25 protein-coding genes are annotated in these 26,962 nt (G+C 72.1%); 5 read left to right on the top strand and 20 right to left on the bottom strand.

Annotated elements, in window-relative coordinates; translation table 11 throughout:
• Positions 1-1,687: tetratricopeptide repeat protein (locus IF88_RS0126360; RefSeq protein WP_030717473.1), on the top strand; the 1,687-nt coding region annotated here is incomplete at its 5' end.
• A gap of 57 nt (positions 1,688-1,744) precedes the next feature.
• Here the strand turns inward: IF88_RS0126360 and IF88_RS0126355 are convergent.
• The 3 genes from IF88_RS0126355 to panB form a co-directional block, all read right to left on the bottom strand.
• Positions 1,745-2,596, bottom strand: coding sequence for an ABC transporter permease (locus tag IF88_RS0126355; protein WP_030717471.1), 852 nt, complete (start codon positions 2,594-2,596; stop codon positions 1,745-1,747).
• A complete protein-coding gene (locus IF88_RS0126350) occupies positions 2,593-3,606 on the bottom strand; it encodes a daunorubicin resistance protein DrrA family ABC transporter ATP-binding protein (RefSeq protein WP_030717468.1) in 1,014 nt (337 codons plus the stop codon). The genes IF88_RS0126355 and IF88_RS0126350 overlap by 4 nt, the downstream gene beginning before the upstream one ends.
• A 153-nt stretch (positions 3,607-3,759) precedes the next feature.
• Entirely contained in the window at positions 3,760-4,629 is an 870-nt protein-coding gene (gene panB / locus IF88_RS0126345) for a 3-methyl-2-oxobutanoate hydroxymethyltransferase (RefSeq protein ID WP_030717457.1), read from the bottom strand.
• A 286-nt stretch (positions 4,630-4,915) separates the two neighbouring features.
• Between panB and IF88_RS0126340 the strand changes: the two genes are divergently transcribed.
• Positions 4,916-5,944 carry an endonuclease/exonuclease/phosphatase family protein gene (locus IF88_RS0126340; protein ID WP_030717449.1) on the top strand — a complete coding sequence of 343 codons (1,029 nt, stop codon included), beginning with the start codon at positions 4,916-4,918 and terminating at the stop codon, positions 5,942-5,944.
• A gap of 64 nt (positions 5,945-6,008) precedes the next feature.
• Here IF88_RS0126340 and IF88_RS0126335 read toward each other — a convergent pair whose 3' ends face one another.
• From IF88_RS0126335 to IF88_RS0126320, 4 genes are all read right to left on the bottom strand, one after another.
• Positions 6,009-7,763, bottom strand: a complete 1,755-nt coding sequence (locus IF88_RS0126335) for an NAD+ synthase (protein ID WP_030717447.1) — start codon at positions 7,761-7,763, stop codon at positions 6,009-6,011.
• Between the two features lie 64 nt (positions 7,764-7,827).
• On the bottom strand, positions 7,828-9,132 hold the full coding sequence (locus IF88_RS0126330) for a DUF4352 domain-containing protein (protein WP_030717445.1): 1,305 nt from the start codon (positions 9,130-9,132) through the stop codon (positions 7,828-7,830).
• 137 nt (positions 9,133-9,269) lie between these two features.
• A complete protein-coding gene (locus IF88_RS0126325) occupies positions 9,270-10,889 on the bottom strand; it encodes a multicopper oxidase family protein (RefSeq protein WP_030717443.1) in 1,620 nt (539 codons plus the stop codon).
• Between the two features lie 219 nt (positions 10,890-11,108).
• Positions 11,109-11,639 (bottom strand): hypothetical protein, encoded by a 531-nt coding sequence (locus IF88_RS0126320; RefSeq protein WP_063754844.1) that lies wholly within the window; start codon positions 11,637-11,639, stop codon positions 11,109-11,111.
• A 73-nt stretch (positions 11,640-11,712) separates the two neighbouring features.
• Here IF88_RS0126320 and IF88_RS0126315 point away from each other — a divergent pair, with 73 nt between their 5' ends.
• Together IF88_RS0126315 and IF88_RS0126310 are read left to right on the top strand one after the other, a co-directional pair.
• Positions 11,713-12,414, top strand: coding sequence for a DUF998 domain-containing protein (locus IF88_RS0126315; protein ID WP_030717429.1), 702 nt, complete (start codon positions 11,713-11,715; stop codon positions 12,412-12,414).
• Positions 12,411-13,349, top strand: a complete 939-nt coding sequence (locus tag IF88_RS0126310) for an alpha/beta fold hydrolase (RefSeq protein ID WP_078893153.1) — start codon at positions 12,411-12,413, stop codon at positions 13,347-13,349. Before IF88_RS0126315 ends, IF88_RS0126310 begins: the two co-directional genes overlap by 4 nt.
• On the opposite strand, the gene IF88_RS0126305 is transcribed toward IF88_RS0126310, so the two are convergent.
• The 4 genes from IF88_RS0126305 to IF88_RS42340 all read right to left on the bottom strand — a co-directional run bounded on the left by IF88_RS0126305 (position 13,334) and on the right by IF88_RS42340 (position 15,918).
• Positions 13,334-13,753: a CBS domain-containing protein gene (locus IF88_RS0126305; protein ID WP_030717424.1), complete on the bottom strand. Its 420-nt coding sequence runs from the start codon at positions 13,751-13,753 to the stop codon at positions 13,334-13,336. The two genes, IF88_RS0126310 and IF88_RS0126305, sit on opposite strands and share 16 nt — an antisense overlap.
• A gap of 274 nt (positions 13,754-14,027) precedes the next feature.
• Positions 14,028-14,735 carry a DUF305 domain-containing protein gene (locus tag IF88_RS0126300; RefSeq protein WP_030717420.1) on the bottom strand — a complete coding sequence of 236 codons (708 nt, stop codon included), beginning with the start codon at positions 14,733-14,735 and terminating at the stop codon, positions 14,028-14,030.
• Positions 14,732-15,433, bottom strand: coding sequence for a DUF3105 domain-containing protein (locus IF88_RS0126295; protein WP_030717417.1), 702 nt, complete (start codon positions 15,431-15,433; stop codon positions 14,732-14,734). The genes IF88_RS0126300 and IF88_RS0126295 overlap by 4 nt, the downstream gene beginning before the upstream one ends.
• A gap of 53 nt (positions 15,434-15,486) precedes the next feature.
• Positions 15,487-15,918, bottom strand: a complete 432-nt coding sequence (locus IF88_RS42340; RefSeq protein ID WP_051837574.1) for a hypothetical protein — start codon at positions 15,916-15,918, stop codon at positions 15,487-15,489.
• Between the two features lie 172 nt (positions 15,919-16,090).
• On the opposite strand from IF88_RS42340, the gene IF88_RS0126285 reads away from it, so the two are divergent.
• The gene (locus tag IF88_RS0126285) at positions 16,091-17,452 is read left to right on the top strand and encodes a glutamine synthetase family protein (protein ID WP_030717411.1); all 1,362 of its coding nucleotides are present in this window, start codon (positions 16,091-16,093) and stop codon (positions 17,450-17,452) included.
• A gap of 74 nt (positions 17,453-17,526) precedes the next feature.
• On the opposite strand, the gene IF88_RS0126280 is transcribed toward IF88_RS0126285, so the two are convergent.
• The 9 genes from IF88_RS0126280 to IF88_RS0126240 form a co-directional block, all read right to left on the bottom strand.
• On the bottom strand, positions 17,527-18,792 hold the full coding sequence (locus tag IF88_RS0126280) for a tyrosine-type recombinase/integrase (protein WP_030717408.1): 1,266 nt from the start codon (positions 18,790-18,792) through the stop codon (positions 17,527-17,529).
• A 70-nt stretch (positions 18,793-18,862) separates the two neighbouring features.
• Positions 18,863-19,099 carry a helix-turn-helix domain-containing protein gene (locus IF88_RS0126275; RefSeq protein WP_030717405.1) on the bottom strand — a complete coding sequence of 79 codons (237 nt, stop codon included), beginning with the start codon at positions 19,097-19,099 and terminating at the stop codon, positions 18,863-18,865.
• Between the two features lie 456 nt (positions 19,100-19,555).
• Positions 19,556-21,031 (bottom strand): hypothetical protein, encoded by a 1,476-nt coding sequence (locus IF88_RS0126270; RefSeq protein ID WP_030717403.1) that lies wholly within the window; start codon positions 21,029-21,031, stop codon positions 19,556-19,558.
• A gap of 2 nt (positions 21,032-21,033) precedes the next feature.
• Positions 21,034-21,915 carry a bifunctional DNA primase/polymerase gene (locus tag IF88_RS0126265; RefSeq protein WP_051837573.1) on the bottom strand — a complete coding sequence of 294 codons (882 nt, stop codon included), beginning with the start codon at positions 21,913-21,915 and terminating at the stop codon, positions 21,034-21,036.
• Between the two features lie 77 nt (positions 21,916-21,992).
• Positions 21,993-22,271, bottom strand: a complete 279-nt coding sequence (locus tag IF88_RS0126260; RefSeq protein ID WP_030717397.1) for a hypothetical protein — start codon at positions 22,269-22,271, stop codon at positions 21,993-21,995.
• A gap of 20 nt (positions 22,272-22,291) precedes the next feature.
• Positions 22,292-22,471: a hypothetical protein gene (locus IF88_RS0126255; protein ID WP_030717393.1), complete on the bottom strand. Its 180-nt coding sequence runs from the start codon at positions 22,469-22,471 to the stop codon at positions 22,292-22,294.
• A gap of 11 nt (positions 22,472-22,482) precedes the next feature.
• A complete protein-coding gene (locus tag IF88_RS0126250) occupies positions 22,483-22,968 on the bottom strand; it encodes a hypothetical protein (protein WP_030717391.1) in 486 nt (161 codons plus the stop codon).
• 229 nt (positions 22,969-23,197) lie between these two features.
• Positions 23,198-25,276, bottom strand: a complete 2,079-nt coding sequence (locus IF88_RS0126245) for a hypothetical protein (protein ID WP_051837571.1) — start codon at positions 25,274-25,276, stop codon at positions 23,198-23,200.
• Entirely contained in the window at positions 25,276-26,886 is a 1,611-nt protein-coding gene (locus tag IF88_RS0126240) for a hypothetical protein (RefSeq protein WP_030717382.1), read from the bottom strand. The genes IF88_RS0126245 and IF88_RS0126240 overlap by 1 nt, the downstream gene beginning before the upstream one ends.
• Positions 26,887-26,962 lie beyond the last annotated feature (76 nt).

Genomic DNA, 26,962 nt, shown 5'->3' with positions numbered 1-26,962 from the left:
GTCCGTGTTCGCGGGCGGCTGCGACCTCGCCGCCGCCGAGGCCGTCTGCGCCGACCCGTCCTACGACACCGCCGACGTCCTCGGCTCCCTCGTCGACAAATCCCTCGTCGTCGCCGCCCCCGGCCCCGACGGCTCCGGCATGCGCTACCGCCTCCTGGAGACCGTCGCCGAGTACGCCGACGAGCGCCTCGCCGCCGCCGAGGGCGACCGCGAGCGCACCGAGCGCCGCCACCTCGTCCACTACCGCGAACTGGCCCGCGCCAACGAGCCCCTGCTCCGCGGTCACGGGCAGCGGGCCGCCACCGAGCGGCTCGTCACCGAGTACGAGAACATCCGTACCGCCCTGCGCCGCGCGGTGGCCGCCCGCGACGCCGACGAGGTGCTGTGCCTCGTCCACTCCCTGGGCTGGTACTGGCACATGCACGACCTGGCCACCGAGTCCCGGCACTGGTCCGCGGCGGCCGCCGCGCTCGGCCCCAACCCCTTCGCGGCGCCCGCCGTCCCCGCCGAGCCCGTCTACCAGCGGATCGTCGACGCGCCCCCGCCGTACACCGGCGAACTGCTCACCGAGGCCTGGCGCGGGATCCAGCTGATCCGGCTGGCCGCCCGCGACCAGAACAGCGACACCTGGGACACCCCCGAGGTCCGGGCCCAGATCGACGGCGTGCTCGCCGCCTACCGGCCGGGGCTGCCGCAGACCTGCCGGACCCCTTCCTCCCTCTGGATCTACGCCGTCATGATCGCCGGCGACCCCCGGCTGCTCCAGCGCGTCGTGGACGAGACCGTCGAGACCACCCGTTCCTTCGGCTACCGCTGGGAGCTCGCCTCCGCCCTGCAGCTGCGGGCCAACATCCTCGCCAACCGGGCGGACTGGGCCGGCGACGCCTCCCGCGACGCCGAGGAGAGCCTGGACCTCTTCCGCGAGCTCGGCGACGACTGGGGCTGCGCCGAGGCGCTGTCCGCGCGCGCCGAGTCCCGGGAGAAGCGCGGCATGTACGCGCTGGCCGCCGAGGACTTCCGGGCGGCCATCGAGCACGCCGAACGCCTGGGCGCCAAGGCCCAGGTGACGGTGTTGCGCGTACGGATGGCCGGGACGCTGATCGAGAACGGGGAGGCCGAGGAGGCCGAGGCGATCCTCACCGAGATCACGGCGAGGTGGCAGGGGTACGGCAACGAAGCCATGCCCGCTGCCCGGATGTTCCTCGCGGGCCTGCTCGGCCGCACCGGCCGGATCGCCGAGGCCCGGGCCCAGCTCCAGGCGCTGCGCGAGGACTTCGCGCTCGGGGCGTACGCCGTCTTCGACGTGTTCCTGCTCGCCACGATGGCCTGGCTGGACAACCGGGACGGCGAGTACGCGGAGGCGCTGGTGCGGATCCGCGAGGCCACGAACAGGGTCCGGGACCCGCTCGTGATGATGGTCGCGCCGCAACTGCCCGCCGTGTACCTGCTGACCGGGGCCGTCTCCCTCGTCTCGCTCGGCGGCCCGCGGCGCGAGTACGACGCCGTCCGGCTGCTCGGCGCCTACCGCACCCACCTGCCGCCCGGGCACTTCCCGATCACCACGGAACGCGAGGACGGCGCCTTCGTCGAGGAGCGGGCGCGGGCGGCGCTCGGCGACCCGGCCTTCGAGAAGGCGTACGCCGAAGGCGGCGGCCTCTCCATGGAGGAGGCCACCGCCCTCATCTGACCCGGCCCCCGGCCGGTGTCCGTCCGGGACGCGATCCGGAGTGGACCGGTCCGCGGGTCAGGTCTTCTGGCGGAACTTGCGCACCGCGAGCGGCATGGTGACCGCCGTGATGGCGAGCGACCAGGCCAGCGTCATCCACACCGAGTCGCCGACCGGAGTGCCGTTGATCAGGGCACGGGCGGCGTCCGCCAGGTTGGACAGCGGGTTGTAGTCCGTGAAGGCCTGCAGCCAGCCGGGCATGGTGGACGGCATGGCGAAGATCGAGCTGCCGAACTGCAGCGGCATCAGGACCAGCATCGCCATGCCCTGGACGGCCTGCGCGGTCTTCATGGTCAGACCCAGCAGGATGAAGATCCACATCAGCGAGGCGCCGAAGACGACCGACAGGCCGACGGCGGCGAACAGGTCCAGGACCGAGCCGTCGATCGACAGACCGAGGATGAAGCCGACGCAGAGCAGGATCGAGATCGCGATCAGCATCCGGCCGATCTCGACGACGATCTTGGCGAGGAGGACGGACGACCGGGCGATCGGCATGGACCGGAAGCGGTCCATCACGCCCTTCTTGAAGTCGTCGTTGACCCCGGTGCCCACCGCCATGGCGATGTTCATGCCCATCATGGCCATCAGGCCCGGGACCAGGTAGCTGACGTACTGGCCCTGGTTGCCCTTGCCGGAGACGGCGCCGCCGAACACGAACACGAACAGCAGCGTGAAGATGATCGGCATGAACAGGACGTCGAACATCGACTCGGGGTCCTGCTTGATCTGGAGGGCGTTGCGGCGCACCAGCGCGCCGATGTGCCGCAGATTGGCCCGCAGGCCGATCCGGCCCTCGCCCGGGTGCGCGGCCACCGAGGCCGGACCGGGCGCGGTGGGCGCGGGCTTCGTCGTGGTTACGGTGCTCATGCCGCGACCTCCTCGGTCTTCTCGGTGGGGACGGAGTCCTCGACGACGGTGGGCTTCTGACCGGTGATGGCCAGGAACACCTCGTCGAGGCTGGGCAGGTAGGTGCCGAGGTCGGCGATCGCGTACCCGCGGCCGGCCAGCAGGCCGACCACGGCGGTCAGCTGCTCGTCGCTCAGGATCGGGACCAGCAGCACGCCCTCGTCCGGCACGGCCTGGGAGCCGGCCACGCCGTCCAGTCCGGCCTCGGCCAGCGCGCGGGCCATGCCCGGCAGGTCGGCGGAGGCGACGGGGCGGATCTTCAGGGTGCGGCCGCCGACGCGGGCCTTCAGCTCGTCGACCTTGCCGTTGGCGATGACCTTGCCGCGGTCGATGACCGTCAGCTCGCCGGCGAGCTGCTCGGCCTCCTCCATGTACTGGGTGGTGAGCAGCACGGTGGCGCCCTCGGCGACCAGCCGCTGGACCTCGTCCCACACCTCGTTGCGGGTGCGCGGGTCGAGACCGGTGGTCGGCTCGTCCAGGTAGAGCACGGCCGGGTTGCCGATCAGGGAGGCGGCCAGGTCGAGCCGGCGGCGCATGCCGCCGGAGTAGTTCATGGCGGCCTTCTTGGCCGCCTCGGTCAGGGAGAACCGCTCCAGCATCTCGTCCGCGCGGCGGCGGGCGTCCTTGCGGGAGAGGTCGAGCAGCCGCCCGATCATGTAGAGGTTCTCCCAGCCGGAGAGCTTCTCGTCGACCGAGGCGTACTGGCCGGTGAGGCCGATGGTGCGGCGCAGCTGCCGAGGCTGGCGGACCACGTCGAACCCGGCGACGACGGCGGTGCCGGCGTCGGGGACGACCAGGGTGGAGAGGCAGCGGACGAGGGTGGTCTTGCCGGCTCCGTTGGGGCCGAGGACTCCGAGGACGGTGCCTTCCCGGACGTCCAGGTCCACGCCGTCGAGCGCCTTGGTCTCGCCGTAGTGCTTGACCAGCCCCCGTACCTCCACGGCGTTGGGCTTCTTGTCGTTTCGCGTCATGCCCCTATGGGAGCAGCCGCCACTGACAGAGCACCGACAGCCGACCGACAAACGTACGACAGACATACGACAGCCCGCCGACACGCGGTCGGCGGGCTGTCGGTGAGCTCCCGGTGAGCGGTGCGGCGGCCGGCGGAACGGCCGCCCACACCGTCAGTGGAAGGCGTGCTCCGCCTGCGGGAACGTTCCGCCGACCACGTCCTCGGCGAAGGCCTTCGCCGCGTCGCCCATGGTCGCGCGGAGGTTCGCGTACTGCTTCACGAACCGCGGCAGCTTCCCCCCGGTCAGGCCCATCATGTCGGTCCACACCAGCACCTGCGCGTCGCACTCCGAGCCCGCGCCGATGCCGACCGTCGGGATGTGCAGGGAGCGGGTGACCTCGGCGGCCAGCTCGGCCGGGACGAGCTCCAGCACCACCGCGAAGGCACCCGCGTCCTGCGCCGCCTTCGCGTCGCGCAGCAGCTGGTGCGCGGCCTCGTCGCCGCGGCCCTGCACCCGGTAGCCCATGGCGTTGACCGACTGCGGGGTCAGTCCCAGGTGGGACATGACCGGGATGCCGGACTGCACGATCAGCTCGGTCTGGGCCAGCGAGCGCTCGCCGCCCTCCAGCTTCACCGCTCCCACCCCGGCCTCCTTCACGAGACGGGTGGCGCTGCGCAGCGCCTGCACGGCGCCTTCCTGGTACGAGCCGAACGGCATGTCGCCGATGACCAGGGCGCGGCTCGTGCCCCGTACGACGGCCGCGGAGAGCATGGTCATCTGGTCCATCGTCACCGGCACGGTGGAGTCGTAGCCGAGGTGGCAATTGCCCATGGAGTCGCCGACGAGGATGACCGGGATGCCGGACTCGTCGAAGACGGACGCGGTCATCGCGTCGTAGGCGGTGAGCATGGGCCACTTCTCGCCGCGTTCCTTGGCGAGCGTCAGGTCGCGGACGGTGATGCGCCGGGTGCCCGTGCCTCCGTACAGGGTGGGGGAGGCCGCGGCTGCGGGTTCGCGGGCAGGCGAAACGGCATGCGTCATTGCAACTGCTCCTTGTGTCATCTCGAGGCGCCCTCACGGCGTCCCCGGACTCACCCACCATGGTGGCATCCGTGGGGCCGAAGGCGGAAGTGGCGGGGGGCACACCCGTCCCGAGGGATCCAATGTGCGCGTTTCGTGACAAGCGGAACCCGGTGCGCACGGCCGTTCGTCCTCCCGGACGTACGACCGTGACGGACGGTCGTGACGTACGACACGGAAGGCTCCGTACATCGCCTAGGGTCAAGGGGCGGGGACGGAGCGCGAGCACGGCAGTGAGGGCAGTGGCATGGCACAGGCGTACATGACGGAATCGGGGAACGGCGGCTCGGAGCCCGAGCCCTCCGGATCCCCCTTCCGGCGCCGGCTTGCCGAACTGCGCAGGGACCCCGGGATCTGGCGGCGGGGATGGGCGCTCGCCGCGACCTCCCTGCTGATCGCGCTGGTGATGATCTTCCACGCGGAGCTGCCCAACGACGTGGGCAACCTCGGCAGCCTCACCGAGACCTTCCTGCCCTGGCTGGGCCTGGCCGTCCCGCTCCTGCTGGCCGGCGCCGTCTTCCGCAGGTCCGCGACCGCGCTCATCGCGCTCGTGCTGACCGGCGCGGTCTGGGTGAACCTGTTCGGCGGCCTGGTCACCGACAAGTCCGGCTCCGGCGGCAACCTCGTGGTCGCCACCCACAACGTCGACGCCGACAATCCCGACCCGGCCGGCACCGCCGAGTCCGTCGCCCGGTCCGGGGCCGACGTCCTGGCCCTGACCGAGCTCAAGGGGAGCGCCGTCCCCGTCTACGAGAAGGTCCTGGCGGGCACGTACAAGTACCACTCGGTCGAGGGCACCGTCGGCCTCTGGAGCAAGTACCCGCTGAGCGCGAGCGCCCCCGTCGACATCAGGATGGGCTGGACCCGGGCCATGCGCGCCACCGTCGACACCCCGCACGGGAAGGTCGCGGCCTTCGTCGCGCACCTTCCCTCGGTCCGGGTCAAGCTGAACGCCGGCTTCACCGCGAACCAGCGCGACGACAGCGCCGACGCGCTGGGCGCCGCACTCGCCGCCGAACCGCTGAAGAAGGTCATCCTGCTCGGCGACCTCAACGGCACCATGAACGACCGCGCCCTGTCCGAGGTCACCTCGCAGATGCGCTCCACCCAGGGCGCGGCGGGCGACGGCTTCGGCTTCAGCTGGCCGGCGCAGTTCCCGATGGCCCGGATCGACCAGATCATGGTCCGCGGGATCCGGCCGGAGGCCTCCTGGACCCTGCCGCGCACGGGCAGCGACCACCTTCCGGTCGCCGCCCGGGTCACGGTCAAGCCCTGACGCGCACGGCCGCCGGGCACGGCCGTAGGACACGGCCCCCGCGCCCGGCGGCCGCGCGCGGTGGCTACGCCTGCTCGCGCCAGCCGTTCGTGATGGGCAGCCGACGGTCCTTGCCGAAGCCCTTCGCGGAGATCTTCGTACCCGGCGGGTACTGGCGGCGCTTGTACTCCGCCGTGTCCACCATCCGCAGGGTCCTGGCGACCAGCTCGCGGTCGAAGCCGGCCGCCACGATGGCCTCCATGCCCTGGTCGCGGTCCACGTACAGGGCCAGGATCGCGTCGAGCACCGGGTAGTCCGGCAGCGAGTCCGTGTCCACCTGATCCGGGCGCAGTTCGGCGCTCGGCGGCTTCACGATGGAGTTCTCCGGGATCGGCGGGGTCTCGCCGCGCTCGGCGGCGGCCCGGTTGCGGTAGTGCGCGAGCCGGAAGACGTCCGTCTTGTAGACGTCCTTGATCGGGCCGTACGCGCCCACCGAGTCGCCGTAGAGCGTGGAGTAGCCGACGGCCAGCTCCGACTTGTTGCCCGGGGCCAGCACGATGTGGCCCTCCTGGTTGGAGAGCGCCATCAGCATGGTGCCGCGCAGCCGGGACTGCAGGTTCTCCTCAGCCAGGCCGGTGAGGCCGAGCGAGCCCATGTACGCGTCGAACATCGGCTCGATCGGCACGGTCCGGAAGTTCAGCCCGGTCCGCTCGGCCAGGTCGGCCGCGTCCCCCTTGGAGTGGTCCGAGGAGTACTTCGAGGGCATCGAGACGCCGTACACGTTCTGCGCGCCGATCGCGTCGCAGGCGATGGCGGCGACGAGCGCGGAGTCGATGCCGCCGGAGAGCCCGATCAGGACGGAGCGGAATCCGTTCTTCTTGACGTACGCGCGCAGCCCCACGACCAGCGCGTCGTAGACCTCCTCGTCGTCGTCGAGACGGTCGGCGTAACCGCCGGTGACGACGGGCTCGTACGCCTCCACGGGCTCCTCGGAGAGGACCACGCGGTCGATGCGCAGTCCGTCGTCCACCACGCCCTCGGGGGCGTCGGCGCGCGCGGCCGGCAGGTCGAGGTCGACCAGGACGCAGCCCTCGGAGAACTGCGGGGCGCGGGCGATGACCTCGCCGTCGGCGTCGACGACGATCGAGTCGCCGTCGAAGACCAGCTCGTCCTGGCCGCCGATCATCGCCAGGTAGGCGAGGGTGCAGCCGGCCTCCTGCGCCCGCTTGCGGACCAGTTCGAGGCGCAGGTCGTCCTTGTCGCGCTCGTACGGGGAGGCGTTGACCGAGATCAGCAGTCCGGCCCCGGCGGAGCGGGTGGCCGGGACCCGGCCGCCCTCCTGCCAGAGGTCCTCGCAGATGGCCAGGGCCACGTCGACGCCGCGGACCCGGATCACCGGCTGGGTGTCGCCCGGCACGAAGTACCGGAACTCGTCGAACACCCCGTAGTTGGGGAGGTGGTGCTTGGCGAAGCGCAGGACGACCTGCCCGCGGTGCAGCACGGCCGCCGCGTTCTCGGGGGAGCCGGCCGGCTTGCCGAGCCGGGGGACGGCCTTCTCGGTGCGGTCGAGGTAACCGACGACGACCGGCAGGTCGCCGAGGCCCTCGTCCGCCAGCCGCCGCGCGAGCTCGCGCAGCGCGCTGCGGGAGGCCTCGACGAAGGAGCCGCGCAGGGCGAGGTCCTCGACGGGGTACCCGGTCAGCATCATCTCCGGGAACGCCACCAGGTGGGCACCCTGCTCGGCGGAGTGCCGGGTCCAGTGGACGACCGAGTCGGTGTTGGCGTCGATGTTGCCGACGTGCGAGTCGATCTGATTCAGAGCGAGGCGTAGTTGAGGCACGGCGCCCAGTCTAATCGTCTTTCTGACGCGATGTCCTGGGCCCCGGCCGTCCGGTGTGCCCGGGTCAGCCGATCGAGCCGCTGAACTTCGCGTGGGGCAGCAGGATCCCGGGTGAGATGTCGGCGCTGATGCGCTCGGTGCCCTCCGGGACCTCGAAGGCCAGGATCCCGCTCGCGGACTCGCCCGGCAGGATGTCGCCCTTGACCATCTTCGGGACGTCGCCGTCGAAGACGAGCTTGGCTGTCATCCCGTCCTCGTCGCGGACGTTGGGCATCGCGTAGATGACGTTGTGCGTGCCGGACGAGCCGTTGGTGATGGTGAGCGTCATCGCCACCGCGTTGCCCACCTTGGAGTACTTGTTCTTCGTGACGTACTTCTTCGGCGCCGAGAGGCTCACCTTGATGCCGTTCGGATACGTGAAGGTCTCGCCGAACGGCAGCGCGCTGGTCAGGCCCGGGACCTGGGAGGGCGACGGGGACGCGGACGGCCAGGGCTCACCGCTGGGGTAGAGCCCCTCCAGGTCCAGCTCCTCCTCGTCGATGTCGATCCCCTGCTCGTAGCGGCCGGAGGTGTTGTCGAGGAAGACGGCCGTGATGAAGAAGCCGCCGACGGAGGCGGCGAGGCCGAGCACGCCGAGGACGGTGCCGACGACGGACATCGCCTTGTTCGGGGCGCCCTTGCCGGCGCGGACGAGCGCGCCGATGCCGAGGCCCGTGGCGACGACGGCCAGCAGGGCGCCCGCCCAGAAGAAGAGGGGCACGAGGCCGGTCATGATGGCGAAGCAGGCGACGATCACGGCGGCGACGGCCAGGCCGTTGGTGGTCGGGGGGCCCTGCGGGTAACCGGCGTACGGGACCCCGCCGAAGCCGGGCTGTCCCCACGCGGGGGGCGCGCCCCAGACGGGGGCCGGCCCGCCGGGGACGGTCGGCGGGCCCGGCGCCGGGGCGGGCGGGGCGAACGGCGAGGGGGCGGGGGCTGCCGGGGCGCCGTGGGCCGCGGGGGCGGCCGGTGCGGCCGGTGCCGCCGGTGCGGACGGGGCCGCGGGCGCCTTGGGAGCCGAGGGGTCGGGTGTGGCCCAGGGGTCGGCCGGGGCGGGCGCCGGGGCCGGGGTGGCGGGAGTGTCGGCGGGCACCGGGGCCTCGGGAGTTTTGGCGTCGGCCGGGGGCTCGGGGGCTACCGGACTCTTCGGGGCCTTTTCGAGCGACAGGGGCTGTTCGGGGGACTCCGGGGTTGCCGCGGCCGGGGTCTTGTCGAGTGACAGCGGCTGTGCGGACGGCGCCGGTATGGAGGCGGCCTCGGCCGTCGGGGTGGTGCCCGCGGGCTCTTCGGACGGGCCGGGAGGGGTGCTGGGCGGGTTCGGCGTGCTCATACCGGCGGGGGCGTCCTTTTGTCGCAGATGCTGTGATCACCGCAAGGGTGCCATGACCGCGGCCCGCGCCCGCCCGAATCCCGGCCCGGTGCCGGGCCGGCCCGCCGAGGGGCCGACCCGGGACCGTACGGCGCCGCCTACAGCTGGTAGCCCAGCACCGTCATCATTCCGGACTCCGAGTGGTAGACGTTGTGGCAATGGACCATCCACAGTCCGGGGTTGTCCGCGTCGAAGTCCGCCGTCAGCCGCCCGCCCGGCAGGATGATCGCGGTGTCCTTGCGCGCCCCGCCGCCCTCTCCGGCCAGCGCGAAGGTGTGGCCGTGCAGGTGCACGGGGTGCCACATCGGCGTCGCGTTGCGGAACTGCAGCCGGACCCGCTCGCCCGCCTTCACCGGGTGCCGCTGGTCCGGTGTGTACGGCTTGCCGTCGAAGGCCCAGTTGTACCGGGTCATGGAGCCGGTCAGGCGGATCTGCACCGTACGGTCCGGCTCGCGCGGGGCCAGTACGGCCGCACCGGCGGCCCTGAGCGAGTCCGCGGACGGCGGCGGCGTGTCCAGTTCGGCCGGCCGGGTCGCGGCCGTGGGCGCCGTACCCGTCCCGGTGCGCAGCACCGCCAGCGCCGACTTCCCCTTGCCCTCGGCCAGCGCGGTGAGCGGGAACACCCCGTCCTCGGCGGTGACCAGGACGTCGTACCGCTCGCCCATGCCCAGCAGCAGTGAGTCCGCCTTCGTGTGCTCCACCGGGTAGCCGTCGGTGTGGGTGACCGTCAGCTCGTGGCCGCCGAGGGCGATCCGGAAGGCGGTGTCCCCGCCGGCGTTGATGATGCGCAGCCGGATCCGGTCCCCCGGGCGGGCGGTGAAGACCGACGGGTCCTCCGCCACCCGGCCGTTGATCAGGTAGTGGGGGTAGGCGACGTCGCCCGCGTCCTTGCCGAGGATGTCGCTGTCGGCGCCCATGAGGAGGTGGGAGCGGCCGGCGGCCCTGGGGGCGGACGGGGCGGGCGCGGCGCCGTGCCCGGCGTGGCCCCCGCCGCCCGCGCCGCCGCCCCGGTTCCCGTCCCCGTTCATGCCCTTGCGGAGCTCGGTGAGGACGGCGTCCGGGGTGGCGCCGTCCACTCCGTCGATCCAGTCGTCCAGGACCACCACCCACTCCTTGTCGTAGGAGAGGGGCTCCTTCGGGTCCTCGATGATGAGCGGGGCGTAGAGGCCGCGGTCCTGCTGGACCCCGGTGTGGGGGTGGAACCAGTACGTCCCCGGCTGGGGGACGGCGAACTTGTACGTGAAGGATCCGCCCGGGGCGATGTCCCGCTGCGTCAGCCCCGGGACCCCGTCCATGTCGTTGCGCAGCGCGAGGCCGTGCCAGTGCAGGGAGGTGGCCTCGGGGAGGTTGTTGGCCAGGGTGAGGGAGAGCGTGCCGCCGGCGGTGGCCCGGATCTCCTGGCCCGGCAGCTTGTCCCCGTACGCCCAGGAGCGGACGGTCCGCCCGGCACCGAGGTCGAGCGGGGTGGCGGTGGCGGTGACCTTGACCTCGGTGAGCGGGCCGGTGGCCTTGCGGGCCGCCTCGGCGGCCCGGACCTCGGGGCCGGCCGGGTCCACGTACCCCGCGGGGCCGTCGGCGGCGGATCCGCCGTGGTTCATGGAGCCGTGGTCCGTGCCCGAGGGGCGGGAGGAGGAGCCGGAGCAGGCGGCGAGCAGTCCGGAGCCGGCGAGGGCCGCGGATGCGCCGAGCACGGCGCGACGGGTGGGAAGAGAGCGCATGGGAGCACCTCGTGGGTCTGGTGGTACGGATTCATGGGCGCGGTTCGGCGCCGCCTCGCGGGTGTACGGGCGTACGGGCGTACGGGTGCGCACGCCTACGGGCATGGGGGCACGCGGGCTGTGGGGCACCGCGGGCATGCGGATGTCCCGGCGTACGGGCACGGAGGCGTGCGGGCACACGGACGTACGGGCATGCGGAGGCGACGGCCGGGGCAGGGCCTATACCCGCAGGACCGCCAGCCGGGCGAGGAGCTCGCGGGGCGAGGGCGGATCCGGGCCACCGGACCGGCCCGGTATGCGGGCCGCGCCCCCGAGCGGCGCGGTGTCGCGGGAGCCGGCCGGTCCGGCGCCGAGGTACAGCAGGACGAGCCCCGCGAGCACGGCGGAGCAGACCGACATGGGGTCCATGCCGGTGCCGGGCCACTGCGTCCCGGCCGCCTGCGCCGGGCCCGGTCCCATGGCCGCCGCCAGGGGCGGTTCGGCCGGTTCCACGGCCGGTTCCAGGGCCGGCAGGGGGTCCTGCTCGGGGTCCGGCGCCGTCGGCGGGGGCGCCGGGATGTGGTGCGCGCCGCCGTCCGCGGCCGGGCCGGGTGACCCGGCCGAGGCAACGGAGTGGGCCGCGGACACGTCCTCCATGGCATGGGAGTCAGCCGGATGGCCGAGGGTGTGCATGGTGACGATGCCCAGCAACAGCGCGGCGAGCAGCAGCAACCGGAGTCCCGGGGCGGCTCGCTCAGCACTGCGCGTCATGGCGGGAACCCTACCCGGGGTGGGTATCCGATCATAGGACCGACTCCCGGGTCTGCTTAGGATTAGTCACACTATGCCCCCACATGGCCTCTCTCCGCGGACCGCCTGGCCGGTCGCCGTGCTGATCGGTCTCGCCGGCGCCGCGTACACCGCGTGGGTGCTCGAAGTCGTGCTCTCCACGGGCCTCAACCCCATCGAGACGTACGTCAGCGAACTCGCCGCCCAGGACCAGCCGCTCGGCGGCCTGTTCCGGGCCACCGACTTCACCGCCGGGCTGCTCGCCTTCGCCGGCGGACTGCTGGCCCTGTCCCGGCTGCTGAAGTACGCCGAGTCGCGCCGCCTCTGGGCGGTCGTCGGCTGGGCCGGGATCACCCTCTTCGGCGCGGCGACCGCCGCCGACGCCTGGCTGCCGCTGAGCTGCACGCCCACCGTGGACCCCGAATGCGCCGCCCTGGAGACCGCAGGCCTGGTCCCCGCCACCCACCGGGCCCATGCCGTCAGCAGCGGCCTCGCGATGACCGGTGCCCTCGTCGGCCTGGTGGCCCTGACCGTCGCCGCCCGCCGCTACGGCTGGTTCGCCCCGCTCGCCCGCTGCGGGCCCGCGCTCGTCGCCCTCGAACTGCTCGCCACCGCGTGGACGCTGACCGCCATCGCGCTGTTCACCGCGGGGCGCGGGACCTGGGCCCTCGGCGCGGGGCAGCGGCTCCAGGTGCTGCTCGTTGCGCTCTGGCTGGGCCTGCTCGCGTACTCGGTCCACAAGGAGGGCCGTACATGACGCCGCCGCGCGTGCCGCCGAGCGTGCCGACGTACGCGGACGCGCACGAGGACCCGTACGCGGCTCCGTGCGCGAGCGGCACCGGCCGGTTCGTCCGCGTGGACGGGGTGCCGCTGCACGTCGTCGTCGAGGGCCGGGGGTCCGTGTGCGTGCTCAGCGCCGGGCTCGCCATGGCCTGGTTCGACTGGGACCCCGTCGCCGCGCTGCTCGCCGCCTCGGGCCGCACCGTCGTCCGCTTCGACCGCCCCGGCCACGGCCTCAGCGGCCCGGCCGGCGAGCCGCCGACCACCGCCGGGGAGGCCCACCGGATCGCCGGCCTGCTGGACGCACTCGCTCTCACCGGCCCGGTCACCGTCGTCGGGCACTCGATCGCCGCGTTCCACGCCGAGGCCTTCGCCCGCCTGTACCCGCGGCGCACCGCCGCCTTGGTCCTGCTCGACGGCAGCGTCGAGGAAGACCCCCGTACGGTGCTGCCCGCCGCGCTGCGCACCGGCGCCGCCCGCGCCCTCGGCCGGGCGGTGACCGCCGCCGGGCTGCCGGCCGCGCTGGGGCCACTGGCCCGGCGCGCCGCGGTACGGGCCTCCCGCACCGGCGGCTCCGACCCGGCCGCACGGGACCTCGTACGCCGCTGCTACCGCACCGGCCGCGTCTGGCGCGGCGCCCTGCTGGAGAACTCCCGCTACCCGGACATGGCCGCCGAACTGCTCGCCCTGCGCGGGACGCACCCGCTGACCGCCCCCGCCACCGTCCTCGCCGGCCACGACGGCTCGGCCGGCGCCTGCGCCCTGCGCTGGCTGGCCCGCCAGGCGGACCTCGCGGACGTGCTCGGCGCGCGCTTCGAGGTCGCCGAGCCCGCCGGGCACCTGGTCATGCTCGACCGCCCGGACCAAGTGGCCCGGGCGGTCCGCGACGCCGCCGGTCAGCTCCTCGCGTAGACCTTCTCGGCCCAGCCCGCGATCTGCTCGTCGGAGAGGTGCTTGGCCAGGTCGGCCTCGCTGATCATGCCGACCAGCTTCTTGTTGCTGATCACCGGCAGCCGGCGGATCTGGTGGCTCTGCATCTCCTCCAGTACCTCGGAGACGTCCGCGCCCGCGTCGATCCAGCGCGGGGTGCCCTGGGCCATGTCACCGGCCGTGATCTTCGACGGGTCGCGCCCCTTGGCCACGCAGCCGACCACGATGTCGCGGTCGGTCAGGATCCCGCAGAGCCGTTCCTCGCTGTCGCTGATGGGCAGCGCGCCCACGTTGAGCTCGCTCATCAGCTGGGCGGCCCGGTCCAGGGTCTCGGTGGCGGGGATCCACTGGGCCCCCCTGTGCATGATCTCTCCGGCGGTGGTCATCGCATCAACCTCCTGAGCGCCGTACGAGCGGCGGGACGCGGCTGCGCCCGCCTCGGCGTCCCCCGCCCACGGACCGCGGTGCGACTCCCACGCACGGACGGGAGTGCACGCCCGTACGGGTGAGAGGGCGCCCTCCCACCACCGTACGGGCGTGTCCCGTCACCCGCGCGGCGCGTCCTCGGGCACCCGCGCGGCGCGTCCCGGGGCACCCGCGCGAGGCGTCCCAGGGCATCCGCGTGGGGCGTGCCCGGGCATCCGTGCGGTGCGTGCCCGGTCACCCGCGCGGGGCGGCTCCGCGCTTCCCGAGCATGTCCGCCATCAGCGTGAGCTCCGAGCGCTGCGCGTCGGCCATGCCCTGGGCCAGCGCCCGCTCGACCGGGGTCGCGCACTGCCGCGCGCAGCCCTCGGCCATCGCGACGCCGCCCTTGTGGTGGTCGGTCATCAGCTGGAGGAAGAGCACCTCCGCGTCCCGCCCGGAGGCGGCTCCCAGCTGCTCCAGCTCCTCCTTCGTGGCCATGCCGGGCATCAGCGCGCCGGGCTGGGCCGCGCCGTGCTCCGCATGACCCCCGTGGCCTCCCGAAGCCCCCATCCAGGACATCGGGGGCTCGTCGGCCACGACCTTCGGCAGCCCCCACAGGTCCAGCCAGCCGAGCAGCATGCCCCGCTGGTTGGCCTGGGTGTTGGCGATGTCGAAGGCGAGGGTGCGCACCGCCTCGTCCTGGGTGCGGTCCCGCACGATGAAGGACATCTCCACCGCCTGCTGGTGATGCACCGCCATGTCCCGGGCGAAGCCCGCGTCAGGGGAGTGCAGCCCCGGCGTGGCGGGGGCGGCGGTCCGGGGCGGCGCACCGGCATCGCCGTTCGCGGCGGCGACCGTGGCCGCCGCCGCGAACAGCAGCGCCAGCAGGACGGCCGTGCCCGCGGCCCAGTACGTACGGGGCGTACGGGGCGTACGCGGCGTGCGCGGCGTGCGGCCGGTCACTTGTCCGCCAGCCCGTTCGTGCAGGCCGCGCCCGGTTCGGGGGTCTGCTCGCCCTGGACGTACTTGGTGAAGAACTGCTTCACCCGCGGGTCGTCCGCCGTCTCCACGGTCAGCTGCTTGCCCCACGCGCTGAGCATGATCGCGCCCGCCTGCTCCTTGATCGGACTCATCAGCGTGTACGGGGTCTTGCCGACGGTCGCGGCGAGCTTGTCCACGTCGGCCTTGGCGGCCTTCTCGTTGTACGTCACCCACACGGCCCCGTGCTCCAGCGAGTGCACGGCGTTCACCTCGGGCAGCGGGTTCTTGTAGACGTCGCCGTTGCAGTTCGTCCAGCGGGGGTGGTGGTCACCGCCGACCGGGGGGTTCATCTCGTACTTCACGGGGGTCTCGACGTGGTTGCGGCCGAGCTTCTTCGCGTCCCAGACCTGCTCGCCCTCGACGGGCTTCTTGCGGACCTCCTCGGCCTCCTTGCGGATCTGCTCCGCGGCTTCCTTCTTGCGCTGCTCGGTCTGCTTCTGGTCGATCAGCACCCATGCGCCGAAACCGACCAGACCGGCGACGACGACCGTCGAGACCGTGATCGCGATGGCCTTGTTGCGCCGCTCCCGCATCTTGTCGGCGCGGCGCATCTCGGCTATGCGCGCCTGGCGGGAGTGCGGGTCGGTGTGCTGCTGGGTCCTGCCGGACTTGCTGGCCATGTGCCCTGGTTCCTTCTGCTGAGGGGGGTGGACGGAACGCGAAACCGGACCTGTCAGGTCCGCAGCACCTGGAGGACATGCAGGTCGGGGGCGCGCGCGAGCGGCAGGGGCGGCCGGATCCGGCCCGCCCCGGAGACCGCCGTGCCGGGCGGCGGCTCGCCGCCCGGCACGCTCACGGCGGGCGGCGGCACGGGCAGTACGCCCGGGGTCACGTGCGCGAGGGATGAGCAGCCGGGCAGGTCGTACGGGGACACGCAGACGGCGTGCGCCGTGCCGTGCGCCCCCGGTTCGGCCCGCGCGCCCGCCGGCGCGGGCGCTGGTGCGGGGGCGGAGGACTCGCCCGACCGGGACGCACACAGGAACAGCGCGCCGGTCAGCACCCCGACCAGCACCCCGACCAGCGCCCCGAAGACCGTCAGCAGAAGGGCACGCCGAACGCCGGGACGTCCCCGACGCCCCTGCCGCACGCACCGCAGGCCCCCCATGGGCGCAGATGGTAATGCTCATGACGACTCCGAGGTCAGTGCGGGGGTGCCGCGAGCTTTCCCGGGTGCGTAATGTGGCGGAAACCACCACTGGCGATACTGGGCCGGCCCGACTGTGCCCCGAACCGTGAGGCGGTGGTGCACAGGCCGTCTGAACTGCGAGGATGAAGGCATGGACAAGCAGCAGGAATTCGTCCTCCGGACGCTTGAGGAGCGCGACATCCGCTTCGTGCGCCTGTGGTTCACCGACGTACTGGGCTTCCTGAAGTCCGTCGCGGTCGCCCCCGCGGAGCTGGAGCAGGCCTTCGACGAGGGCATCGGCTTCGACGGCTCCGCCATCGAGGGCTTCGCACGGGTCTACGAGTCCGACATGATCGCCAAGCCGGACCCGAGCACGTTCCAGATACTGCCGTGGCGCGCCGAGGCCCCCGGGACCGCCCGGATGTTCTGCGACATCCTCATGCCGGACGGCTCCCCGTCCTTCGCGGACCCGCGCTACGTCCTCAAGCGCATCCTGGCCAAGACCTCGGACCTGGGCTTCACCTTCTACACCCACCCGGAGATCGAGTTCTTCCTGCTGAAGGACAAGCCGCTGGACGGCACCCGCCCGGTCCCGGCCGACAACTCCGGCTACTTCGACCACACCCCGCAGAACGTGGGCATGGACTTCCGCCGCCAGGCGATCACCATGCTCGAATCGATGGGCATCTCGGTCGAGTTCAGCCACCACGAGGGCGCCCCCGGCCAGCAGGAGATCGACCTCCGCTACGCCGACGCCCTCTCGACGGCCGACAACATCATGACCTTCCGCCTCGTCATGAAGCAGGTCGCCCTCGAACAGGGCGTCCAGGCCACCTTCATGCCGAAGCCGTTCTCGGAGTACCCGGGCTCGGGCATGCACACCCACCTCTCCCTCTTCGAGGGCGACCGCAACGCCTTCTACGAGTCGGGCGCCGAGTACCAGCTCTCCAAGGTCGGCCGCTCCTTCATCGCGGGGCTGCTCAAGCACGCAGCCGAAACCGCGGCGGTCACCAACCAGTGGGTCAACTCCTACAAGCGCATCTGGGGCGGCTCCTCCCGCAGCGCCGGCGCGGGCGGCGAGGCCCCCTCGTACATCTGCTGGGGCCACAACAACCGCTCCGCCCTGATCCGCGTCCCGATGTACAAGCCGGGCAAGACGGGCTCCTCCCGCGTCGAGGTCCGCTCGATCGACTCGGGCGCCAACCCCTACCTCACGTACGCCGTCCTCCTCGCGGCCGGCCTCAAGGGCATCGAGGAGGGCTACGAACTCCCCGCGGGCGCCGACGACGACGTCTGGGCCCTCTCCGACGCCGAACGCCGCGCGATGGGCATCGAACCCCTCCCGCAGAACCTCGGCGAGGCCATCTCCCTGATGGAACGCAGCGAACTGGTCGCCGAAACCCTCGGCGAGCACGTCTTCGACTTCTTCCTCCGCAACAAGAAGCAGGAGTGGGAGGAGTACCGCAGCGAGGTCACGGCCTTCGAACTCCGCAAGAACCTCCCCGTGCTGTAACCGCAGGTCAGAGCCCCTGCGGGCCGCGCAGGACATCCGGGCCGGTGGTCAGTGACCACCGGCCCGGAGCCGTCTCATCCTCCCTGGGCCGTCTGTGGGCCGTCCGACGCAGAATCCGAGGCCTTGTAGACCCCGTCCACGGCTTTCCGGGTCCGTCCCTCGCTACTCGGCATGAGGTGCGTGTAGGTCCGGAGGGTGAAGCCTGGGTCGGCGTGCCCGAGGTACGTACTCAGCGCCTTGATGTTCTCGCCGGCATCCAGCAGCGCCGAGGCGTAGAAGTGCCTCAGTGCGTGCATCCCGTGCTCGCGCGCGGCCTGGTGGCGCTCACCGGGTTTCGGCTCTTGGATCACCCCTGCCGCTACCAGGGCGGGCTTCCACACGCGGGTATTGAAGTCGGTCCGCCGCACGGCCCCGCCGCCGGCGAGAGAGAACAACAGCCGCTTGGTGACGAGCGGCCCGTCCGGCCGGAGCCAAGGGAGCGTAACGTCCACGGGAGGAAACTCCTCGCTGTGCCGCTTGAGCACATGCGCGACACGGTCAGGCAGCGGGACATCCCGTTCCTTGCTCCGTTTCGGCGGCGAGAAGACAAGATGCCCGTTGACCACCTTCACCTGGCAGTCAACGTGGACCCAGCCCGTTTCGTGGTTCACCGCATCCACGGCAAGCCCGAAGATCTCTCCCTGTCGGAGCCCACAACCGCCGCCTACGTCGGCCATAGCCCGGTACCGCGCGGGCAGCGCCGCTCGCACGGCGAAAACGCGCTCAGCGGTCCAAGGACGTACGCGAGGCGTCGCCGGAAGGGGAGCGCGGACCGAAGTCGCCCGGCACGGATTCTTGAGAAGGTGCCCGTCCTCCACGGCCGCGGTCAGCACCGCCGACACGGTGTTGAAGATGACGCGCCGATAGGACGACTTCGGGAGCACCCCCTCCAGGGTGCCGAGCCACTCCCGGATGTGCTCGGGCTTGAAGGAGCCCAGCGGACGCGTGCCGATGTGCGGGAACGCGTGGAGCCGGAGCTGCACCTCCACGGTCGTACGCGTGGTCATGTCAGTGGTCTGCCCCGCGATCCACTTCTCCCCGTATTGGCGGAAGGTAGTCCGGCCAGCCGCCGGGTCGATATAGGCCCCACGGGACATGTCGGCCTCGATGTGCGCGAGCCACTGCTCTGCGAGCCGCTTCTCACGGTCCCGGAACGACTTGCTTTTCTCGGTGCCGTCGGGCCCGATGTACCGGGCGCGGTAGCGGAGCCCGGTGCCGTATCGGTCCGTCTTGGCCCTTACGGACTTCCCGTTGGGCCCGGGTTCGGTCTTATACCAGCGGTCTTGGATGTGGCCTGCCACGTGAGGGCCTTTCTGGGGAAGCGCTGAGGGCGGGCCCGGGTGGGCCCGCCCTCAGCGGTTTGGTGGTGGGTTAGGCGGCTTGGCTGAGATCCGCCTGTTTCTGTTCGGCGATCCAGGCATGGACGTCGGCGGGGTCGTAGCGCAGGTGCTTGCCGACGCGGAAGCCAGGCGGACCAGTGCGCTTCTTGCGCCACTGGTAGACGGTCTCCACGGGTACGTCGAAGAGTTCGGCGACGTCGTCGGGGGTGAGGTAGCGGTCGGGGAGTCCGCCGCGCAGGATGGCGCGGGGGTCGCTCTGGGCGGGCATGTGCTCCTCCGGCGGGTGGCGGGGTGTCCGAGGCTCGGATTTCTGCGTCACTACGTCACTCACGTCACTTCGCCGTCTGACCTGCGGGTTTCGGTGACGCGGTGGTGTGGTCGTGTGTCACCGGTCTGCGTCAGCGTCATCGGGTGACGTGGGCCGGTGACGCGGGTGACGCGTGATGACGAAGTCGTGGCCGTCTGCGTCACCTGTGTATGCGCACGTCACGGGCGTTTTCTGGCGTGTGGTGACGTGGGTGACGCAGCGTCTCTTCTCTTAGGAAAAGATGAAGGGGGGGTCTGTCTGTTGTGGTGGCGGTGCGCTTTAGAGCGTGAAGAGGGAGCCGCTGCGCGGCACGTCCCTTGCAGCGGCGGCAAGCCGCCGGAACGGCAAGAGGAGCACGCCTCGCCCGGGGCCGGGTGCTCCTCTTGCTTGTGCGGCCGGCTGGTCGTGGCGCGCGGGTCAGAACATCGGGTCCGGTTGCTCCGGCGGCGTGGCGGCGGGGCGGGTCATCTCGATGTACCGGGCGGTTTTGGTGCGGCCCCAGTCGACGAGTACGCCGCGTGCGGCGAGCGTGGGCTGTAGCCGCTTGAGGCGGTCGGAGAAGACCTTGCCGGTGGTGGGCCACCCCTTGGGCAGGGGGCGGCAGTCCTCTCCGGTGTAGAGCTGGGTGAGGGCGTGCAGCCACTCGGTCGAGGTCATCCGGACCTCTTCGCCGGGATCGGTGCCGGCGGCGTGCTTGAGGACGGTCTGGGCCAGCAGGTCTCCTTCGATGACGTCGTCGTTGAGGTCGTCCAGGGCGGCCCGGTAGGCGTTCAGCGCTCCGAGGCCGGTGGCCGCGTCGAGCTGCGCGCACAGGTGGGCGAAGTCCGCCATGCGCAGGTCGGTGGGGATGTCCGCCTGCGCGGCACGGACGGTGACCGTGAGGTCGAGGAGGGAGCCGAGGATGACGGGCAGGACTTCCGCGTACTCCGCCCACAGTTCCGCCTCAGTGCGCCGGACCTTGGGGCGCTCCAGACGCAGCGGCAGGAGCCGTTCCGCGAGGTCGGGCCGGATGACGCCGACGTCGATACCGGTCAGCAGCAACGGCCGGCGGTAGCGGGAGCGGACCACATCCCCGTCGGTGAACAAGGCACGCTTGACGTTCTCGGCGCCCGTGACGATGCAGCACATCGCGTCCGACAGATCCGGGGGCAGGTGGGAGAGGTTGTCCAGGGCGGTGACCCATCCGGCCGCTACCGCCGCGATCAGGTTCTCCTCGTCCTTGGGTGCTCGGCGCAGGTCGCCGCTCATGCCCTCGATGATCCGCACCAGCATCCGCCCGCCGGTCGACTTCCCCGCCCCCTGGGGGCCGGTGAGGAACGGCGCGGGGACCGGCACCGAAGGTCCGAGGCACCCGATGAGCCACGCGACGGCCAGGCACTCGGTCTCCGCGTTGGCGAAGTTGCACAGCCGCAACAGGAGATCCAGACCCTTGCCGTCGGTGTCCTTGGCCGGCATGGGCAGTTCCCCGGTGAGCTGAGTGCGCCGCCAGCACACCTCGCGCGGGTCGGGGGTGAGGATGTCCCAGCCGGTGGGGTGGATACGGACGGACTGGCCGTCGGTGCGGCCCAGGTCGAGCCAGGTCGCCCCGTCGAACCCCGGCGCGACGCGAATGTGGACAGGCTGCACGTCCTCGGTCAACGCGAGTGCTTCGATCAAGTCCAACGCCTCCTTGAGCGCGGTGCCGTTGAATACACCGAGCCCGTCCTTGAAGAGACCGACCATGAGTTCCTGCCGGTGACTGCCCGCGGTTCCCTGGGAGCGGATCGGGCGGGCCACGGGGTGGCCGTTCTGCTGCGCGTACACGGTCCCGTCGGCGGTGCGGAAGTACCGGAAGTGCGCTTGTGCGTAGTCGGTGATGATCTCGCGGGCGGGAGTCTTCTCGTCCTCGGGCATGCCTACAGTCCCAGCTTCGTTCGGGCGTTGTTCCAGGCGTCCTCGCAGTTCCGCAGGGATTCGCCCTTCTCCTGAGCGGCGGTGAACAGCCGCTTGATGTGCGCGTCGGTGAGACAGCCGCACCGGCCGTGCGCGGACAGCACGGCGAGGAAGGTCCGGTACACGGTCTTGTGAATGGCTTCGGGTGCTTCGGTAATACGCTGCTCCGCCATGGCGATTCCGCGCACCAGGTAGGAGGGGGAGCGGTGGCGACACTCCCCGCCCCCGGCCGGCGCGGGCACGGCGACCACGCGGGGTGTCTGCCGGGCCCTGGTGGGCTCCTTCACGGCCAGCGCGCGCACGACGTCGGGCAGCGGCTGCACCGTGCCGGTCCCGGCACCCCGCCACCGGGCATAAGCCATCGTGGACTTGAGGTCGACGCCGTCACGGACGCCGTTGACCGAGCGCATGGCGCCCCGGTAGATCCAGTGCTCCCCCCGCGTTGTCGCCACGACCCTGGTCGTGGGGAGCTCCCGGCGAGCCCACGCGACCGCGTCGGCGTTGTCGAGGTCCACGACGGTGAGCCCGGCGCCGCCGGGGTGGTAGGCGACCCCCTGAGCCTGCCGCCACGCCGCAGCCCATGCCGGGGAGGCGAGGACCTCCGGGTCGGTGGTGGCTGCGGCCCAACCGTGGCAGGGGGCGGGGCAGACGCAGGGGCCGGCCGCCAGCATGTGGGGCCGGTCCCCGCAGGCGCTCGCCTTACAGTCCGGACAGTTCCCCACCGGCCGCTTCACGCGGCTGAGAGGCAGAGCGGGAAGGCCCAGTTCGGCGAGCCAGAGCGCGGTGCGCAGGTTGGGGGGTAAGGCCCGGGCGGGGTCTCGCGGAAAGTCGGTGGGCTGGGTCATGCTTGGGGTCTCCAGTTCTTGAGTGCTGGGAGAGAGCGGCCCCGGTCATTGGCGTGAGGGGGCCGCTCTCGGCGTTGCTAGAACGGGGGTTCGTCGCTGTAGGCGCCGGCCCGAGGGTCCGGGCTGGTGGTGTGCCGGTCCCGGCGGTGCGGGAGCGGGAGGAGGATCCATCGGCGGGTTTCGTCCCAGCAGGGGCAGGGCTCCCACTCGGTGCCCGCGTACTCGCCGGTGGAGTAGTCGCCGTAGTCGTGGTTGTGGCCGCCGATTCCCTGGCAGTCGGGGCAGTCGGGCCGGGGTGTGTCGGTCAGAACCAGGGCCGGACGGGGCCACTTGGTGCGGTGGATGCGGAATCGCACGGTTTTCCTCCTTGTGCTGGTCAGTGACGGGTGTGGTCGGTGGCGAGGTCGGTCAGTCGCTTGGCCTCGTCGGGGGTGACGGCTCGGTAGCGGACGCTGACGTTGCATCCGGGATGGGGGCAGCGAACGGTGTGCTTGCCGGTGAGGAGCGCGATCGCGTCGGAGATCAGCTCCGACAGCGGGGCCGGGTCCTGGTCCATGGCCAGTCCTTTCAGCGGTTGTTGAGGGTCCCGGTGGCGCGGCCGAACATTCCGGACGCGGTGATGTTCTGGGTGACGTGCTGGACGGGAGCGGTCCCTCGGTCCGGTCCGCGTCCGGCGCGGAGGAGGAGTGGGGCGAGGGTGCCGGCGGCGATGAGGGCGATGGCGGCCCAGAGGGCGTCGGTCATGGCGATCAGTCCCGGGGCGGCGTAGGAGATCCCGAATCCGGCGGCGGCGATCCCGCCGCCGAGGGTCGGGGCGAGGAGGGCGGTGGTCTTGGCCCAGACCGGGATCGGCTGGGCGGCCGGGGCGGGCGGCGGCGGGGTGGGGTGGGTGTAGGCGAGGGTGCGGTAGCCGTTGGGGAGGGTGACCAGCTCGACCCTGGGCGGGAGTTCCGCGATTGCCATTCCGGGGTGCTGGACGGGAGTGGGGTAATAGATGGGGTCGCCGTAGCGGGCGGGCTGGGGGGTGCTCGTGGTCGTGTGCTCATAGGGCATTGCAGGCTCCTGGACGCGGTGCGGGCGGCCCCGTTGGTGGTGGGCCGCCCGCGTGGGTGGTCGCTCTGCGTGTGTGCGGCTACTGCCTACTGCCTACTGCCTACTGCCAACCCGGTACTGCCTACTGCCAAAACGGCTGGTGAAGGCGCCTGGTGGGCAGTAGGAGGCCCGTATCGGGGGTTACTGCCAATTTGGCGGTAGGCAGTAGGCGGTAGCGGTGTGTGGCCGTTCAGGCGTGGTCGGGGTGGACGTAGACGGAGTGCGGGCCCCGGTCGCGGTAGTGGAGTTCGCCGCGTTCGGCGGCGGCCTTGAGGGTCTTGCGGACGGCTTCGCGGCTGCGGCCGACGAGGTCGGCGACGGCGGCGGGCTTCATGCCCTCTGCACCGGCCGCGCGGATCGCGGTGATCGCGTCCGGGAGCCACATCGGCCCGGTCTCCTTGTCGTCGCGGAGCGCGGACAGGTTCAGCCCCGTCCGTTCCGGCTTCGCCTCGTCGGGCTCCTGTGGGGTGTCGGGGGTCTGGGGCTGGGGGGCGTCAGTGAACTCGATGCCGATGAGCCGCTCGAACTCGGCGTCGACCGCGTCCACCGCCGGGGTGGCCGGGGTGGGGTCACTGCGGAGGGCGGAGAGGTTCAGGCCCGCACCGCCCGCCGGCGCCTGGGTCTCGTCGGCCGGGGTGGTGTGGTGCTCGGTGATCCAGACGGTGCGTGACTGGTCCCAGCGGCGGGCGTAGTCGGGGCCCGCGGCTTTCGCGGAGACCGCGTCGAGGCGGGGGTGTCGGTCGGAGGTGGCGATGACGATGTCGCGGATCTGGGCAGGCTTGATCCGCCAGGACTTGAACAGGCCGATCCCGGATTCGGGCGTGCCCAGGAACCCGGCGCCCTTGTACGGGGCCTGGTCGACCTTGAGCCCTCGGGAGCCGGGGAACAGCTTGGACAGGTCCATGCCCTCGGTCTCTCCGCCGGTCAGGGCCGCGCGAACCTTGGCCTCACGGCGGATCATCAGATCCCCCAGGACGGCGCCAGTCGCGCCCAGCGCGGTCAGCACGGTACGGAGCGCCATGGCGCGGGCGATCCGGATGACCTCCAGGATCTTCCGGGCGAGAACGCGGTGCTGCTTGTCGGTCGAGGCGAGGATCTCGGCGCCCTCATCGATGACGATCTCGATCTGCGGGATCTGCGCGCTCACCGGCAGGAGGTCGGTGTTCGCCTTGGACATGAGGTCCTGGTAGGCCATCTTGCGGTGCTTGGCCACCCGGATCGCGGTGTCCAGCATCAGCAGGGCCTCTTCGTGGGTGGAGGCGAGCCAGTCGATCCCCGGCCGCACCGCCTCCCCGCCGGTGGTCTCGGTGCGGACCCAGGGCAGGCCGGCCGATCCGGCGTTCAGGTCGATGACCCAGGTGATGACGTCGGTGCAGCGGGCGAACCCGGCCAGGATCGTGTGGACCATGTTGGTCTTGCCCGACCCGGTCGGACCGACGACCAGCGCGCACTGCTCACGCAGGAACACCGGCACCTCGTCAGCGTTCGTCCGCACGCCCCACGGGATGCCTGTCAGGACCGACAGCGGCCCGTAGTTCGACGGGTAGGGCATCTCCTGTTCCAGGACGTTGACCGTCGTCACGTCGATCAGGACCCGACCTTGGTGGATGCCGCGGCTCGCGGTGGCGGTGCAGCCGTGCGGCAGCCGCGCATCGGCGGACAGCCGCGCGGACTCGGTGGCGATCTTGGCGTAGGTGATGCCGCCGGGCGGGAGTTCGGCGTCGATGGTGAACCCGGCCCCGGTCGGCCACATCTCCACCGCCAGGACCTTGATGGTGATGTGGCAGACCCGTTCGATGCGGTCGACCCACTCGGCGGCGATCTCGCGCCGCTCCGCGCTGAGTTCCCGGGCCACCTGCCGCTCGGCCGCCGCGAGCGCCTCCAGTTCGCGGGCTTCCTCGTAGAAGCCGACGGAGCGGGCGGCGGCGCCCATTCCGACCCCGATCACCGCGAGGGAGCCCAGCGCGGTCCAGGTCAGGGGGTTGGTGGCGAGTGCCCAGGTGGTCCAGCCGGAGCCGAGGAGCCAGGACGCGGCGCGGGCGCCGATGGTGCGGCCGGCCAGCTTCTGGCGCATGCCGGTCGCGGTGTGGCCGATCGCGCCGACCGTACCGACCGCGAGGGCCCAGGTGGGCGGCATGTGGGCGAGGGTCCCGACGGTGGCGACGGCGAACGCGCCCGTGGTCGCGGACAGGGCCCCGGTGACGGGTCCGTGTCCGGCGGCCCAGTCCAGGGCGAGACCCTCGTGCTTGATGGCGGAAGTGGTGGTCATCAGACGTTCCAGCCCTTCTCGGCGTCGGGGCCGTTGCGGGGGTCCTCGTGGCGGGCGATGTCGGCCTCGTGGGCCTGCCGGAAGACGGCGCCCAGGTCCTCGGCGACGGCGATGGCGGAGTTGATGGCGCCGTAGATGTCGTTGAAGCCGCCCGCGACTTCCTTCTCCAGCGGGAACTCCGAGTCGGAGCGCTCCGCGAGGATCTGCATGATGTTCGCGATCGAGGCGAGGGCCTGGGGCAGTCCCTCGATCATCGCGAGGATCTCCATCGCGCTCTCGGGCTCGTAGGACTGGGCGGCCTGCTCCATCTCGGCGGCCAGTTCCTCGAACCTGAACCCGGACGTGTTGCTGTCCATGACGTGTGCTCCTTCGCTGACGGGGGGTGCGGGTACCTGTCCTTCGGGCCGCTCGACCCGGTCGGTGATCTGCTGCTCGTCGTCCTGCTCCAGCTCGGCCGCCGCTTCCTGCTCGGCGTCCTTCTCGTCCTGGTCGAGCCGGGCGCGGATCTCCTCGTCCCGTGCTTCGCGCTCGGCTTCGGCGCGGCCGGCGAGGAGGCGGTAGAGGCGGCGGCCGGGGTGCATCAGCCACGCCCAGCCGAGCTTTCGCCCGAGCGGAGTGGTGACCAGGCCGACCACCCCGGCCAGCAGCCCGCACAGCGCGGCCAGCGCCCGCCGCCCTTGGAAGCGGGCGGCAGAGCGGAGCAGGGCTTTGCGGGCGGCCTTCTGGCCGGGGGCCTTGAGCTGGGCGACCCTCGCCCGGTGCGCCGCCGACCGAACACCCTGACGGCCGGCGGCCACGGCCCGGCCGCTACTGCGATCCCGCGCCGACCGGACGGCGCCGACGGCCTTGTCCCGAACGGAGGCGGCCTCGCCCATGCCCTTCGCCAGGGTCCGCGCCGCCACCCCCCGCGGCTTCGCGGCGGTCGAGGCCGCGCGCTCGGCGGCTTTCGTCGCCCGGCGGGCGTCGGCCACCTGGCGGCGGGCCTGCACTGTCGCCGCACGGGCAGCCGCCCGGGTCGGCGACTGCGTACGGGCCTGGGAGCGCAGTGCCTGGAGCTGCCCGGCCCGGCCGCCGGCCAGACCGGCAGCCGCACGGGCGGCCCGCTGACGGGCCGACGGCGACCCCGTCTTGCCCACGGTCGAACCGGACCGGGCACCAGCAGGGCCGCCCGCACGATGCCGGGCCTGCCCACCAGCGGCCTTGCGAGTGCCGGTGCCGCCACCGGCACGCGGTGCGGTGCGGGACTGTGCGGGGACCCGACCCAAGAGGCCACGGCCGCCGCTTCCGCCCGGGGTCCGGCCGGCGCCCTGGGACGGTTTGGCCGCAGTCTTCTTCGCGCCGGTCTTGGAGCGGCGCCGGACGGCGGCGGTTCCCAGGACTGCAGCGCCGGTCATCGCGACCGCCGCCGCGATCGGCCCACCGACCAGAGCGGAGGCGGCGAGCAGACCCGCCGTGGTGTTCGCCCCGGACAAGGAGAGCGGCACCACGGGGAAACCGCCCGGGGTGTGCTCAACGTCCTTGGCAGGCGCGGGCTTGTCGGCTTCCGGCTGGGCGGGGGTGGAGGTGGTTTCTTCGGGGGGAGCCTGCGGTTCGGTGAGGATCTCGGTCATGCTGAACGTGCTCCTTCACGGGAGAAGAGGGCCCGGCCGGTGCTGTAGGAGGCGGCTGGTCGGGCCCTGTTGAGTG

This window comes from Streptomyces sp. NRRL F-2580, assembly GCF_000720115.1.
Lineage (GTDB): Bacteria > Actinomycetota > Actinomycetes > Streptomycetales > Streptomycetaceae > Streptomyces.
This window is presented reverse-complemented; position numbering and strand designations above follow the sequence as displayed.